Annotated in this window: 21 protein-coding genes and 1 pseudogene; all 22 read left to right on the top strand. The window is 59.5% G+C overall.

Annotation, left to right across the window (positions count from 1 at the left end; all coding sequences use genetic code 11):
* The 22 genes and pseudogenes from AMO33_RS17115 to AMO33_RS17050 all read left to right on the top strand — a co-directional run bounded on the left by AMO33_RS17115 (position 1) and on the right by AMO33_RS17050 (position 13,534).
* The gene (locus AMO33_RS17115; RefSeq protein WP_060593562.1) at positions 1-846 is read left to right on the top strand and encodes a DnaB-like helicase C-terminal domain-containing protein; all 846 of its coding nucleotides are present in this window, start codon (positions 1-3) and stop codon (positions 844-846) included.
* Entirely contained in the window at positions 809-1,285 is a 477-nt protein-coding gene (locus AMO33_RS17110; protein ID WP_060593561.1) for an endonuclease VII domain-containing protein, read from the top strand. The genes AMO33_RS17115 and AMO33_RS17110 overlap by 38 nt, the downstream gene beginning before the upstream one ends.
* A 220-nt stretch (positions 1,286-1,505) precedes the next feature.
* Positions 1,506-1,904: a CHC2 zinc finger domain-containing protein gene (locus tag AMO33_RS32610; protein ID WP_082668740.1), complete on the top strand. Its 399-nt coding sequence runs from the start codon at positions 1,506-1,508 to the stop codon at positions 1,902-1,904.
* 16 nt (positions 1,905-1,920) lie between these two features.
* The gene (locus AMO33_RS30430) at positions 1,921-2,415 is read left to right on the top strand and encodes a toprim domain-containing protein (RefSeq protein ID WP_082668739.1); all 495 of its coding nucleotides are present in this window, start codon (positions 1,921-1,923) and stop codon (positions 2,413-2,415) included.
* Entirely contained in the window at positions 2,412-2,807 is a 396-nt protein-coding gene (locus tag AMO33_RS31560; protein ID WP_139337588.1) for a hypothetical protein, read from the top strand. Before AMO33_RS30430 ends, AMO33_RS31560 begins: the two co-directional genes overlap by 4 nt.
* Entirely contained in the window at positions 2,808-3,167 is a 360-nt protein-coding gene (locus tag AMO33_RS17105) for a hypothetical protein (protein WP_060593560.1), read from the top strand.
* Between the two features lie 5 nt (positions 3,168-3,172).
* Entirely contained in the window at positions 3,173-3,436 is a 264-nt protein-coding gene (locus AMO33_RS17100; RefSeq protein ID WP_060593559.1) for a glutaredoxin family protein, read from the top strand.
* Positions 3,437-3,567: 131 nt separating this feature from the next.
* Positions 3,568-4,002, top strand: a complete 435-nt coding sequence (locus AMO33_RS30425; protein ID WP_082668738.1) for a DUF3310 domain-containing protein — start codon at positions 3,568-3,570, stop codon at positions 4,000-4,002.
* Positions 4,003-4,370: 368 nt separating this feature from the next.
* Positions 4,371-5,141 carry a metallophosphoesterase gene (locus AMO33_RS17095; RefSeq protein WP_060593558.1) on the top strand — a complete coding sequence of 257 codons (771 nt, stop codon included), beginning with the start codon at positions 4,371-4,373 and terminating at the stop codon, positions 5,139-5,141.
* Positions 5,126-5,875: a hypothetical protein gene (locus AMO33_RS17090; RefSeq protein ID WP_444980011.1), complete on the top strand. Its 750-nt coding sequence runs from the start codon at positions 5,126-5,128 to the stop codon at positions 5,873-5,875. The genes AMO33_RS17095 and AMO33_RS17090 overlap by 16 nt, the downstream gene beginning before the upstream one ends.
* Entirely contained in the window at positions 5,876-6,037 is a 162-nt protein-coding gene (locus AMO33_RS31555) for a hypothetical protein (RefSeq protein WP_159005679.1), read from the top strand.
* A 1-nt stretch (position 6,038) separates the two neighbouring features.
* Positions 6,039-6,233, top strand: coding sequence for a hypothetical protein (locus AMO33_RS17085; protein ID WP_060593556.1), 195 nt, complete (start codon positions 6,039-6,041; stop codon positions 6,231-6,233).
* A 10-nt stretch (positions 6,234-6,243) separates the two neighbouring features.
* A complete protein-coding gene (nrdJ, locus tag AMO33_RS17080; protein WP_060593555.1) occupies positions 6,244-8,289 on the top strand; it encodes a ribonucleoside-triphosphate reductase, adenosylcobalamin-dependent in 2,046 nt (681 codons plus the stop codon).
* A gap of 9 nt (positions 8,290-8,298) precedes the next feature.
* A complete protein-coding gene (locus AMO33_RS17075) occupies positions 8,299-8,556 on the top strand; it encodes a hypothetical protein (RefSeq protein WP_060593554.1) in 258 nt (85 codons plus the stop codon).
* Positions 8,553-8,987, top strand: coding sequence for an SLOG family protein (locus tag AMO33_RS33025; RefSeq protein WP_082668737.1), 435 nt, complete (start codon positions 8,553-8,555; stop codon positions 8,985-8,987). Before AMO33_RS17075 ends, AMO33_RS33025 begins: the two co-directional genes overlap by 4 nt.
* An 87-nt stretch (positions 8,988-9,074) precedes the next feature.
* A complete protein-coding gene (locus tag AMO33_RS33125; protein WP_420846022.1) occupies positions 9,075-9,314 on the top strand; it encodes a DUF7427 family protein in 240 nt (79 codons plus the stop codon).
* On the top strand, positions 9,311-9,844 hold the full coding sequence (locus tag AMO33_RS17070; RefSeq protein WP_076574148.1) for a hypothetical protein: 534 nt from the start codon (positions 9,311-9,313) through the stop codon (positions 9,842-9,844). Before AMO33_RS33125 ends, AMO33_RS17070 begins: the two co-directional genes overlap by 4 nt.
* Before the next feature lie 440 nt (positions 9,845-10,284).
* Positions 10,285-10,953 (top strand): annotated as a pseudogene (gene thyX / locus AMO33_RS17060) (FAD-dependent thymidylate synthase); the annotation flags it as partial.
* Between the two features lie 146 nt (positions 10,954-11,099).
* Positions 11,100-11,399 carry a helix-turn-helix domain-containing protein gene (locus tag AMO33_RS17055; RefSeq protein ID WP_060593551.1) on the top strand — a complete coding sequence of 100 codons (300 nt, stop codon included), beginning with the start codon at positions 11,100-11,102 and terminating at the stop codon, positions 11,397-11,399.
* 3 nt (positions 11,400-11,402) lie between these two features.
* Positions 11,403-11,567, top strand: coding sequence for a hypothetical protein (locus AMO33_RS31550; protein ID WP_159005677.1), 165 nt, complete (start codon positions 11,403-11,405; stop codon positions 11,565-11,567).
* 5 nt (positions 11,568-11,572) lie between these two features.
* Positions 11,573-11,728, top strand: a complete 156-nt coding sequence (locus tag AMO33_RS31545; protein WP_159005675.1) for a hypothetical protein — start codon at positions 11,573-11,575, stop codon at positions 11,726-11,728.
* The gene (locus tag AMO33_RS17050; RefSeq protein ID WP_060593550.1) at positions 11,729-13,534 is read left to right on the top strand and encodes a DNA polymerase; all 1,806 of its coding nucleotides are present in this window, start codon (positions 11,729-11,731) and stop codon (positions 13,532-13,534) included. It begins immediately after the preceding gene.

The raw sequence follows: 13,534 nt of genomic DNA, 5'->3' as shown, positions 1-13,534 counted from the left end.
ATTTACACGCTGACACAGAGCGCTCTAGTTCGCGGGTCAGCGGGGGAGCCACTACCTACGGTCTGGCATTCGCTAGCCGCTCAGGGAACAGTTTTCCGACAAGGACAGCTGAACCTGATTTGTGCAGGTCCGGGGACTGGGAAGAGCGCGTTTGCCCTGAGCTACGCGCTACAGTCCGAAGTCCCCACCCTGTATTTCTCGGCGGATTCCGATGCCTTTACCCAGCTGACCCGATCAATTTCCAACCTTGTCGGATTGCCCCTTGAGGAATCCGCGCGTCACGTACTGGAGGGGAACCTAGCCGCCTATGCGGCGGACCTGGAGAAGGTACCTATCCGGCTCAGCTACGACGCGTCTCCGAGCCTGGACACCATCGAGAGTTTGATGGAGTCCTACGAAGAGGTGTACGGGGATTACCCGGCCCTCGTCATCGTGGACAACGTGACAAACGTCCGGGCTGAATCGGCAGACGGAGATGATCCGTTCTCCGGGCTGGAATCGCTCATGGACTACTTTCACACGATGGCTCGGCAGACCGAAGCGTGTACGTGGGGCCTTCATCACGTGACCGGCAAGTACAACGACGCGAACGAACCAATCCCACTGTCCGGCGTGAAAGGTCAGATCACCCGCGTACCGGAAATGGTCCTGACCCTCCACAAGCGCACATCGGCGTTCGGACAGGAAACGCTTTGTGTCTCCACAGTGAAGAATCGTGGAGGCAAAGCCGACGCGTCTGGTGCGACGTACGCCGAGCTGGAATTTGTTGGTGACACGATGCAGATTCGGGACGCTACTTCAGCGCCGAATGTTGACACAGAACAGGATTTCGACTTTGGCAGCTAGGTCCCGGTGCAAGGACTGTGTTGCCGAAGGCGTGACGACCCGGAGACCAGCACCGCACCCGGGGCCACGGTGCGCCACCCATCATCGCGCGAAGCGGTCGGCAGTGCGGGAACGCGCCCGCGCTTCCCGCCTAGAAGCGGTCTACGGGATCACCGAGGACGAATACCAGCGCATCTACGCCGCTCAGGGCGGCTGTTGCTACATCTGCCGCCGCGCCAAGGGCACGGGCCGGAAGCGGCTCAGCGTCGACCACGACCACACAACCGGTTACGTCCGGGGCTTGCTCTGTAAGCCGTGCAACCTGAACGTAATCGGCCACCTTCGTGACGATCCCGCTGCCTTGCGGCGCGGGGCTGACTACCTCACCAATCCGCCCGCCTTCGCAGTCGTCGGCAGGCGGGCGGTACCCAACCAGAAAGGCGTTAGTGATGGGACGTAAGCCCGCGAGACAATACCGGCGACTGTCCGACATTCCAACTTCCGTGCGTGCTCGTGACCGCGACGGCGCTATTTGGGAGTGGCGGCATGGTGTCTGGGGATTTAGGGACGTTATCGGATTCTGGAATGCGACGAGCCCGAGCAAGGAAGCGCTATACAACCAGTGGGGACCGTTCACTGAGTATCGCGGTAAGGCGAACCGGTAAGGGCTGCATGAGCCTATGGCAGGCCCAGCGATTGCGGACGTAATCCAGCACTACTACCCGGATTGGTGTCCTCCCGTGGACACCGGTCGGGAGTGGATCAAATGTTTGTGCCCGTTCCACGCGGAGCGTGTACCGAGCGCGGGCATTTCGTACGAGCACGACGCGTTCGTATGCCACGGATGCGGGGTGAAAGGGGACGTTTACGGAATCATCAGGAATCAGGAGCGGGTGAGCTTTGCAAAGGCTAAGCGCATCGCAGAGACAATATCTCCAGGAAGCCACAAGGAAATACGCGAACAACCTGCCAGGAAGCCCGGCAGAAGAGTATTTGGAGAGCCGGGGGCTGCTACCGGACGGAGCGCCGGACCGCCGATACGCTCTCGGATACGTAGCCGACCCGCTCCCTGGTCATGAGACATACCGGGGGTTCTTGTCCATCCCGTACATGCGGAAACTGCCGGACAAAAGGCTGACGGTGGTGTCGATGCGCTTCCGGTGTCTGGCACCGGAATGCCTCCAGTCGGCGGAGGACGGGGGCAAGGAGAGGCACCGGGGGCACGGGAAATATCTAACCGTTCCGGGCGGCGGTACGCGGCTCTATAACGCGTCGGTACTCCAGGACCCTTCCCCGGACGTTTGTGTCGTAGAAGGCGAATTAGACGCCATTACGATGTGCCTTGCGGGAGTGCCCACTGTCGGCGCTCCCGGTTCGGATACATGGCAGAAGCACTGGAAGGCACCACTACTCGGGTACCGAAACGTCTTCATCCTCCACGACGGGGACGACGCGGGTAAGAAATTCGCGGAGAACGTCAGCAAGGGCCTGCCCAACGGGAAGGTAATTCCGATGCCACCCGGCGAGGACGTCAATTCGATATTCATTGCTCAGGGCGCTAGGGCATTGCTCGACAGGATGGGACTGTGAAGTACTTACCGAGCGAGGACCCGCGAAACGTGGGGCGGTTCCGCCTGGACGGAACCGAATCGGTGGATGAGGTGGCGGCTGCCATCCTCGCGGAGCGCGAACGGGCGGCGAAGCGGCGCGGGTATGAAATGCTCCCGCACGAGTACGAGTTATGCCAAGTGACAACCCGCGTGTCAACCAGTTTCCGGCGATCAAAGTTCCCGAAGCCTAAGCCTGGGGACGGCACGGTGAAGCACAACAAGCGGGTGGCGAACGCGGTGGCGCTCTGCGAGAAGCACGGCGCGGAGTTCTGGGCTCTCGGCGCGAATACCGCGTTTGTCTGGGGCGTGAAGGATGGGCGATACGTCCAAGTATGGCCCGGTGGAATACGTGAATATGGAGGGGATCGGTAGTTGAGCAGTGGAGCCTACGGGTTTCTGAATATTCTGAATGCGGCGGGCGTCAGAACCGTAGTCAGTCGCGACCTGGACGAAGATTACCAAGGCAGTGTCACGGCCATCGTCCAGGGGCCGGACTGTTATTGGCGGGTTGATCAGAAAAAGAAGTTCGGATATCTGACCATCGGATACGGGTTGAATAGCCCTGTCGAATACCTCCGCGAGGCTCGGTGGTTTGACAATCTCGAAGAGCTGAAGCGGTTCTTCAGTGAGTTTGACCATGCTACCCAGTGGTACGGCCGGAAAGAACAATTCCGGCGGTTCGCCGATGAGGTTATGTCTATCCGGCACGGTGACGAGTTCGAGAGAGATTAAGCCAAGTGACAGACAGCTATTACGAAGTCGTCGTATACACCCGGGACGGCTGTGGTCCCTGCGCCGCGACGAAAGCCTACTTGCGAAAGTACGAAATCAACTTCGCGGAAATCAACACGACGAACAACCCGATGGTTGCGGATGCCCTGATCGAACAGGGCTACCGCGAATTGCCCGTGGTCGAGTGGAACGTGAATGGCGATCAGGGCGCATGGACCGGACATCGGTCCGATGACTTGGAAGCTCTCAAGTACCTTATTCACGGCTGAATGTTGACACAAAACGAAAGGTAGCGCGGTGGCGTTCGTTTACGGCGGTCACGAGGACTACGAGGACGACTACGAAGGCGACTACGACGACGGATATTACGACTTTGACGAGTGCGAAGAGGACGACTGTTATGCCTGATCCAGTGAATCCGGGTCACTATCAGAGCCACCCGAGCGGTATCGAGCCAAAGGACTTCCTCGGGCACTTCCCGTTCTTCGTCGGCTCCGCAATCAAATACCTTTGGCGCAACGGTCAGAAGGACGGAAACCCCGCCGTCCAGGACTTGCGCAAGGCAATTCGATTCATCGAATTCGAAATCGAGAAGATCGAGGGTAGGAAGGTGGATACCCCCCAGGTAGATACTACCGCCGACACCTACACCGAGGAAGCGGCCGGATGCCGAGTTTGGTCCAGGCTGGAGGACATTCCCAGTGACGTTCTTGCTGTGTGGGACAGCGCAGGCGACCGGAACGATTACCGGGATGGTTGGTGGTTCTACCGAAATGCGGACGGCAGATGGACCCGTTCCACGAACGCCTTCAGACCTTTTACGGAAAGGCCCTGACTAATGATGGTTATCGAGGGTAGCGCACTCGTCGCGGAAATCCGACGACTCGCGAAGCAACACCCGGACCGTATTGCTAAATGTGAATATGTGGACGGTGCCACGGGTGAACCGGTGTGCATTGTCGGGACAGCACTTCATAACCTGGGCGTGTCTACGTCCGTGCTGGAGGACTTCGGTTCAGACTGTTTCCGGGCTGTCGTTGAGGCAACCGAATTATGCCACCGGTTGGGGGCTGGTCCTGAAATCACCTTCGATCTGAAAGATTTGCAGCTCAGCTGGGTGAATTTCGTCCAGGGGAAGCAGGACGCCGAATTTAGCTGGGGGCGTGCGGTGGGAACTACTGAACACTTGTACCCGGGGGTTGAGTGACTAAACGAATCGTCATTGTCCCGGACCTACAGATTCCATTTCACGACCGTAAGGCCACTCGGGCGGTCATTCGCTTCATCGGGGACACTCAACCTGATGAAGTGGTTTTCATCGGTGATGTTCTCGACTTCCCGCAGCCGTCGCGCTGGAACAAGGACACGCGCGGCGAGTTCGAGGGATCGATTTACCAGGATGTAGAGCTGGCCAAGTCGCAACTTTTCGGCCCGCTGCGAGAGGTCTACAGCGGCCCGGTGAAGTTCCACGAGGGCAACCACGATGAACGACCACGGACTTACCTGGACAAGTACAGTCCCGCGCTGAGCGGGACCCGCGCATTCCATGTCGATACGCTCTGTGACTTCGATGGATTCGGTATCGAGCTGTTGCCGGATTTCCACTACATCGCGCCAGGGTGGGTTTCGACCCACGGACATCGGGGCGGAATCCGCATTCACCAGGTGGCCGGAAATACCGCGCTCAATGCTGCGAGGAAGTTCGGCAAGTCCGTCGTCATGGGACATACACACCGTCTCGGTATCGGCTCTCACACGTCTGGATTCGACGGGAAGATTGTCCAGCAAGTGACTGGTATGGAAGTCGGAAACTTGATGGACCAGCGGCAGGCCGCCTACCTGAAAGGTGGCACCGCGAATTGGCAACAGGGCTTCGGAATCCTGGAGGTCGATGGGCAAACAGTCACACCGTCCATTATCCCGATTGAGCGAAAGCGGTTCGTCGTCGGCGGTGAAACGTGGTCGGTGTCGTGAAAGGTGTAGGGGTTTTGGATAACGAAACTGTAAATGCCGCTGTGCGTCGCGCGGCATCGGCTGTGGTGTCGGAATGGCCAGGGGTTGTTGGTGTTGATGACTTGGCGCAGGAACTTTGGGTAGAGATTCTGGAGAGCCCGGCAACGCAAAAGGTTCTTGCAGGTAAGAACTCCCGGGAGATGCTTAATCTTCTTGCGCGAATGGGACACCGTATCGCTGCACGGTACCGGAACAGTAATGCCCGGTTCTCGAACCAAGTGCAGTACTCCGTAGACGACATCAAGGCCGCGCTGAGCGGGCATACACTCTGGGGTGCGTTGCTGGACGACTTAGCCGCTGGCCTGGAGTCGTTGCGGGAGCGGAGCGAGAACTACGCGGAGGCTATTCGGCTCCGCTACTTCGAGCGGATCAACCCCGGCCCGGACGCTGATAGGAAGCGGCTGAGCAGGGCGCTGGAAGCGCTCACCGAGGAAGTGAACCGCCAGGTTCGGGCGAAGTTCGCCCGACTCGACGCCTCACCTGGCCGAACCCTAGGGGATGGTCCGGGGACTCGTTCGCGGGCGTTCCCGGTCGACGTGAAGCCGCCCGTTCGGACTGTCTTCGATGATGAGTTCCGGGGTGAGGAAATGGAGCTTTACCGGGGGTGGGTCCTGCCAGAGTCATACCCGGAAGTGAAACCCGCGATGATCCACCAGTGGGACGAGTACGCACAAGAAGACTTTGGAGGCAGGTAAATGTCATTCGTCATTCCAGCTCTGGCCTTGCTGGTGATGCTGAAAGTCCTCGGTGTACTGGCCTGGGGCTGGGCGAATATTGCCTTGTGGGCCGCTCTGTTCCTTATTTTCGAGGGCGTTTTCAGGCTGGTTTCTGCCGGGCTCAAGGCAAGGAAGGGATGAAATGGAGTCGAGTAATGCCGGAAGCGGTGGAGTCGGTTTTAGCGGCGCTCTTTTCCTGGTCTTCCTGGTCCTGAAGCTGACTGGTGTCATCGCCTGGTCCTGGTGGTGGATTACCGCGCCCCTTTGGATTCCCTTCCTGCTGGTCGTGGTGTCCCTGGTAATCCTCTTCTTTATCGCGACAATCGCGAACGATTGAAAGGTAGCACTTGGAATTCACTGAAACCGGCAAACTGATTTACGACCGGACCTATAGCAGGATCAAGTCTGACGGCTCTAAAGAGACCTGGGAAGAGACGGTTAGCCGGGTCGTTGACGGCAATCTGAGCTTTGTCGATGAGCGGCATCATTTCCCCGGTGAGCGCGAGCAGTTGCGGGACTTCATTCTTCAGCATCGCATCATCCCGGCCGGGCGGCACCTGTGGGCATCGGGAGTCAAGAACTCCCCGTGCATCTTCAATTGCTGGGTAAGTCACTGGACTGATGCCCCGGCCGACCACTTCACTTTTACCTTTCTTCGACTGATGGAGGGCGGGGGAGTCGGGGCGAATTACTCGAACCGATACCTTGAGAACTACCCGGAGATTCAACAGGAGCTATCAGTACAGATCGTCTGCGATCCGACTCACCCGGATTACGAGTCTATGCAGAAGGCAGGCGTCCTGTCCGACCAGTATGCGGCCGACTGGGCGGGAGCCTGGGAGGTTGAGGACAGCCGCGAAGGCTGGGCCGCTGCGCTGGCTGATCTGGTGGAGACCTTCTATCGGCCGGACGTGAAGCACCGATACAGGGTGTACGACGTGTCCCGGGTGCGCCCCTCTGGCGCACGGCTGAAGACGTTCGGCGGTACTGCGAGCGGCCCGGAGCCGCTTGCACGGATGCTGATCCGGGTTGCCGAAATCCTGTCCGATAGGCAAGGCGCTCGACTGGACGGCATCGGGGCGATGGAGATTGACCACGCGTTGGCTGAATGCGTGGTCTCGGGCGGTGTTCGACGGTCGGCCCGAATGGCAATGATGCACTGGCGTGATCCGCAGATCGTACAATTCATCCGCGCCAAGACCGACACAGGTCTTCACTGGACCACGAATATTTCCGTGGAGGTCGATTCGGATTTCTGGCACTTCCTTGAACTCGACGGCGCGCCGGAGGGTAGTTACAACGATCGGATGCACCGATACGCCAAAGCGGTACTCGGTGAGATTGCCGATGGCATGGTGAATAACGGGGAGCCTGGATTTTGGGATTCCTCGTTGTCCAATATCAACGAGCCCAACACCGTAGTTTGCACTAATCCCTGTGGCGAGATCACGCTGGAGCCGTGGGAGCCGTGCAATTTGGGGCACATCAACCTCGCAGCATTCGTGGACGAGCGCGGTATCCTGGATCGTTTCGCCCTGGCGGAAGCTCACCGGCTGATGACGCGGTTCCTGATCCGGGCAACCTTTGCTCCGGTGAACGATCCGAAGTCTCGTGAAGTCTTGGACCGGAACCGGCGTATCGGCGTCGGGCACTTCGGTGTGGCCTCCATGCTCGCGATGACCGGGCGGCGGTACTCCGACGCGTCGGATGATCAGTGGTTCCTAGAGCTTCTGGGGACAATGGCGGACGTGGTGGACGGTGAGGCACGGCGGTACGCCCGGCAACTGCGTATCCCGGAGCCGGTGAAGAAGCGCACCGTCGCGCCTACTGGGACTATCGCCAAGATGCCCGGCGTCTCGGAGGGCATTCACCCGATTTTCGCCCGCTACTTCATTCGGCGGGTCAGGTTCTCGACCGTGGACGCGGATCAGCGCGCCCAGATGGCGGAGCTTGTCCGGCAGGGGTACGCGGTAGAAGACGACCAGTACGCGGCGAACACCGCCGTGGTCTCGATCCCTACCAAGGACATTCTTGTCGAGGCCGTCGACCGCATCCACGGAGAGGGCCGGGCGGACGAAATTGTCCAGGGCACAGACGAACTCACGTTGAGGGAAATGCTCGACATGCAGGCGACCTATCAGACCTGGTGGGCGGACAACGCGGTCAGCTACACCGCGAACGTGGACCCGGAAGCGTACACCGCTGAAGAAGTCGCGGAAGTTCTGGAGGACTTCGGCGGGTGGCTGAAGGGCGCAACGATCTTTCCGAAGAAGTCGCGACCGCAAGCACCGTACGAGGCCATGACCCGGGAGGAATACGAGGCTTCCACCGTCGCGGCGGTGGCTGACGGAGTTGACGAGGAATGCGCCAACGGCGCGTGCCCGATTCGATAAGGGGAAACTTTGGCGGACTACCGCGAGAAGTTCCATGAGTCCATAGCTGAATACGTCCGATCAGAGCTTGGTTGGTCGGACGTTCGTACCGTCCTCGGCGTGAAAGAGCGCGAAGAGGTGTGGGAGTGCTGCGAAGGGACATGTTGGAACTCTGAGACATACTTGGATATCACCTACCGGGACACGACCGGCAGGAGACAGCTCCGATCATTCACCAGCGACATCTACGAACTGATCAACGCTCTTACGGTTGACAACCTCTCGTGAGCGATGGACCACCGTGGGTGGTCCTCGTCACCGGTTCTAGGCTACTCCAGGATTATCGGCCCGTCTGGGCCGCTCTAGACGCCCGATACAACTTTTGCCTTGTCCGGGGTTATCGGATGGTTGTTCGGCACGGAGCGTGCGAATCAGGGGCCGATAAACACGCCTCTGACTGGTGCGCCAATATGGGCGCACTGGTGGACGAGGAAAGACACCCGGCAGACTGGCGGAACTGTGTCCCAGAGTGCAATCACGCGCCACGGTTCCGCTGGGACGGCCAGATGTACTGTCCTGCGGCAGGAAACTACCGCAATGACCGCATGGTGAGGCTGGGCGCTAACGAGTGTCTAGCGTTCCCGCGAGGAAAATCTACAGGGACCCGTGACTGTATGACACGGGCGATAGAGGAGAGAATCCCAGTATTAGAACTCTAACAATTCGACAGAAGCTGTTTGTTTGGTGGTGGACGGTTGCCGTCCCACTCTTTTACTACGGTGTCCACCCGGAACCCTTCGGAGACAATGACGGCAAAGCAAGCGTGGACACTGCTGTTCTCGATAGTGGTAGTCCACGAAATCACAGCGAAGCCGGGTGAACTCCTTTCCGAGGAAGTAGATCGGCAACTTATTTCGCACCGGTGGGCAACGATTGCCTTCGGTGCGATCACAGCGGCACATCTGTACAACCTGCTGCCGCGTGCTATTGACCCATACCACGGGGCGGGCCGTCTCGTGGTGAACCTTCGAAAGAGGATTCTTTGACCGACGACGTTTACGACCCTTTCGCCTCTGCCCCCGAGGACGAGGCACAGACCGCTGCACCTACCCCGGAGCCTGAGATTTCTTCGATGCCTGCACCGGAGCCCGCCAAAAAGACCGCTCCGCGCAAGCCAGCGGCCAAGGCTGCTACGCCGGTCACGACGGATGGAGAGGGCAAGGTGGTGGTGACGCTGAAGGGCGGCACCGGCTTCGATGCTCCGTGGATCGTGATCCACGCCGACAGCCCCGCCGACGCGGCGGCGCAGATCGGTCAGGACTTGCTCGACCTCATGGACAAGACTCACCGGGCGGCGGCCAAGTTCGTAGAGCTGGCACCGAACAAGCCCGCCCAGGGTGGTAACCAGCCTGCACCGCGACAGGCCGCACCGGCAGGCGCGACCCAGGCACCTCCCGGCTCGCCCGAGTGCCCTCCGGGCTGGGAGTTCAAGACGGGCTTTTCGCAGAAGACGCAGAAGCCCTGGAAGGGCTACTTCCCTCCGCGCGGTTCGACCGATAAGCCCATTTTCTTCTGACCGAATGTTGACACAAAACGGGTAGGTACGGCCCTACCCGTTTCCAGGGTGGCCCGGTGAGTTGTCCCGGGCCACCCGCCTTCCACCCAACAGCAAAGGGACATAGTGGTTACTTCTGAGCCTCCAATTTCCACCCCGCCGCGTACCGGCGTGGGCCACGACAACGACGATTCCGTCACTATCACTACGGTGGTATACGAGGGCGGCAAGATTACAGTTCCCCACGCATACGCAGTCCACGACGTTGCGGATGGGGTGTTGATCCTCTACCCCGATCGGCCTACCGATACCGCGTTGCTGAACTTCAACTTTGACAAAGTCATCACGTGGGCGACCTATTCTGTATCGCCCGAGATTGCGGCCCAGCGACCCGGGGGCGCGAAGGCTTGAAAGCCGTACTGATTGCGCGAACTTTCATCGACGGTGAAGCCCTTGAGGAAATCGGCTACAACCTGCACCACGACGGTAGCCCGTATCGGTTCTCCACCGAGCACCCAGCGGACGAACTCGCGGAGTTCGCGGGGCGGAATTGCTATCAAAGCTTCGACCGGCCGAATCCGGCGACAGCGACGAACCAGACCTATCTACGTCACATTCTTGATGTAGGTCACGAATCCGTACTAGAGCACGCCAGTGCCACGTTTTATATCGAGGCGAGTCGGTCTGTCCTGACCGAACTGGAGCGTCACCGGCACCTGAGTTTCAGCGTGGTGTCTCAGCGGTACGTAGACCCTATGCCGCTGGGGATACATATTCCCCCCGCGCTCGTTGAAATCGAACAAGACGACCTTCGTCGTCAAGCGTTGAATTACATTTCATACGCACAGCGCGAGTCGTCCAACGCGTACAACTCACTTTTGGAGCTGTTGACCAACGCGGGACTTCCCCGCAAGAAAGCTCGTGAAGCCGCTAGGGCGGTACTCCCGAACATGACCAATTCCCCGATGGTCGTTACCGGAAACCACCGCGCATGGAGATACGTCATCAAAGCTCGTTGGCACGAAGCGGCGGACGCGGAAATCCGCGAATTGGCGGGTGAGCTGCTTCGTCAGCTCCGGGAGATTGCTCCCCACACCTACCAGGACATCCCTGACGAGCCGTACACCTACGCGGACCACAACCCCGAGGACATCATTCGAGCGCTCGAAGAGGTAAACGCGTTGCTCCGTGCGGAGCTGGACAAGGTTCATCGGGAACTCAAAAGTGCCAAATCGTTTTTAAGGCGAAACGGTTGAAACTACGAGAGAAGAAGTCAGTGAGCATTGCAGCTGATCTGGGTGATGCCGCCCAGGTGACCGCGCTTCAGGACAAGATCGAAATCTTGGAGCGGGAAGTAATGGAAAAGGACGCCATCATTCGAAACCTGAGCGACGAGAACACTCGACTGAAAGCCAAGACCGACAACCGTAAGAAGCTCTCGAAGCGGGACGTTGCGCTCATTCGCCGATTCGCCAAGACGGCGGGAGTCACGCACCAGGAGTTGGCCGATTCGTTCGAGGTCAACCGCGCCACCATTAGCCGGATCATCTCCGGTGAATACCACAAAGAGGACTGACACATGAAATACACCTCCCCGCCCGATTTCGTCCCCGAGGACATTAAGCACGCGCTTGCAGTTGGTGTTAACGCGATCCTGGCAGACGACCACGTTCTTGCGAAAATCTACCTAGATTTCGGCAACAAGCTCGTTGACCATTTCGATTTGGCGAAGCAGGGGGCATAGCGAAAATGGCGAACACCAATATTCCGAAGTTCGTCCTGGACGACATTCTTCGCAGTACTGGCAGGGCTATGGGGCTGGCGCTCAGCGGCGACTCCGCGCTGTCGGACATCTATGCTGATTTCACAGAACGGTTGCTTGACCTCTACAAGGCAAGGGGCTAATTGAAGACCTACCCGTATAAGATCGGACGAGAGACGGTCACCGCGCGGGTAGTCGAGAACGCGGCGGACGTAGAGGCGTTCCGCACGTGGCTAGATCAGGAGATGGCCCGTGGCCCGATCGGAGTCGACTCCGAGACCACGGGCCTTGCCACGTACAGCGGGGACCGCCTCCGCACAGTCCAGTTCGGGACTGATACGGACGGGTGGGTCCTGCCCGTGGAGAGATCGGCAACTCTCCGGGTGCTCGCAGCGGACTACCTCCGCCGCATCCCGAGAATGATCCTCCACAACGCCAGTTTCGACCTTGCCGTCTTCGACCAGCACCTAGGCGTGCCGATGCGGGAAATGTGGCCCAGGGTCACCGATACCCGCATCCTTGCTCATCTGGTCGATCCCCGGGGCCAGGAGGAAGGCGGCACCGGCCACGGCCTAGAACAACTTGTGCGGGTCCACATTTCGCCGGAGGTGGCCGAAGAGGTCAAGGGCCTGATGACTCGCCTTGCCAAAGAGCACAAGACCACGAAGGCGAATATCTGGTCTGTGATCGACCTTGATCATCCAGATTTCAACAGATACGGCGGTATGGACCCTGTTCTAGCCGTAAGGCTGTGCCGCAAGCTCGACCCGATGGTCCCGCCCGAGTCTCGACACCTCATCGAATACGAGCACCGACTAGCCGAAATCTGTTCTGAGATGGAGCGGACCGGCTTCCTGTTGGACCTGGAGTACACCAAGGGCCTCTCGGCCCGGCTCCGGGCCGAGGAAGAAGAGGCCGCTTTTCACGCACTGGCGTTCTTCGGAGTCGAGTCCGTCAACTCCACGGAGCAAGTAGCGGACGCTCTCGAAGACCTGGGGGTGAAGATTCCCGGTCGGACGACGACCGGTAAACGCAAGGTGGATAAAGCCCTTCTGGAATCCATTGCAACCGACGATCCTCCGATCGGGAGTCCCGCCCATCTCGCGGCCGCCGTGATTGAAGCCAAGCGGGCAAGGAAGTGGCGAACCACTTGGATTGACGGGTTCCTGAGCGGCGCGGACAGCGCCGGGCGTGTACACCCGAGCATCAACCATCTTCGCGCCCGCACGGCGCGAATGTCGATCACCGGTATTCCGGCCCAGACGCTTCCTAGTGGCGATTGGATGGTCCGGCGATGCTTCATCGCGGACCCGGGACAAACGATTGTCTCCGTCGACTACAAGGCTCAGGAATTGCGCGTTCTCGCGGCGCTTTCCGGTGACCCGACGATGAGGGAGGCATTCGCTACCGACGCTGACCTACACCAGATGACCGCCGACGCGTCGGGTGTGGATCGCAAGATCGGAAAGATGGTGAACTTCGCCTACGTCTACGGCTCTGGACCGAGGAACATCGCTGAGCAAGGCGGTATCACGGTCGCGGTCGCTAAACGGGTGATCGAGGGATTCGAAGCGCGGTACCCGCGCGTAAAGGACCTCTCGGTGAAGCTCCAGGCGGAGGCCCGGCAGACGGGCCGGATCATCACGCCGACCGGTCGTCGGCTCCCGGTCGACCGAGACCGGGCGTACTCGGCGCTGAACTACATGATCCAGAGCACTTCGCGGGACGTGACGTGCCGGGGCCTGATCCGCCTACACGACGCCGGGTTTACCCCGTACCTACGCCTACCCGTACACGACGAAGTAGTCGCATCGGTCCCCATCACAAAAGCGGAGTGGGGCGCGCGGGAAATCGCGCGGCTGATGCGGATGAATTTCCGGGGTGTCGACATCGACACGGACCCTGAAGTGTACGGGCCGTCCTGGGGACATGGCTATATGAAAGGCTGA

Source organism: Nocardia farcinica, assembly GCF_001182745.1.
GTDB lineage: Bacteria > Actinomycetota > Actinomycetes > Mycobacteriales > Mycobacteriaceae > Nocardia > Nocardia farcinica.
The sequence above is the reverse complement of the archived record's forward strand: the minus strand, read 5'-3'. Positions and strand labels throughout refer to the sequence as shown.

Coding starts and splice junctions, on each gene's coding strand:
- AMO33_RS31555 (WP_159005679.1), top strand. CDS start 5,876: ATGTCATTCGTCATTCCAGCTCTGGCCTTGCTGGTGATGCTGAAAGTC.
- AMO33_RS31545 (WP_159005675.1), top strand. CDS start 11,573: ATGGCGAACACCAATATTCCGAAGTTCGTCCTGGACGACATTCTTCGC.
- AMO33_RS33125 (WP_420846022.1), top strand. CDS start 9,075: ATGACGGCAAAGCAAGCGTGGACACTGCTGTTCTCGATAGTGGTAGTC.
- AMO33_RS17110 (WP_060593561.1), top strand. CDS start 809: ATGTTGACACAGAACAGGATTTCGACTTTGGCAGCTAGGTCCCGGTGC.
- AMO33_RS31550 (WP_159005677.1), top strand. CDS start 11,403: ATGAAATACACCTCCCCGCCCGATTTCGTCCCCGAGGACATTAAGCAC.
- AMO33_RS17085 (WP_060593556.1), top strand. CDS start 6,039: ATGGAGTCGAGTAATGCCGGAAGCGGTGGAGTCGGTTTTAGCGGCGCT.
- AMO33_RS30425 (WP_082668738.1), top strand. CDS start 3,568: ATGCCTGATCCAGTGAATCCGGGTCACTATCAGAGCCACCCGAGCGGT.
- AMO33_RS32610 (WP_082668740.1), top strand. CDS start 1,506: ATGGCAGGCCCAGCGATTGCGGACGTAATCCAGCACTACTACCCGGAT.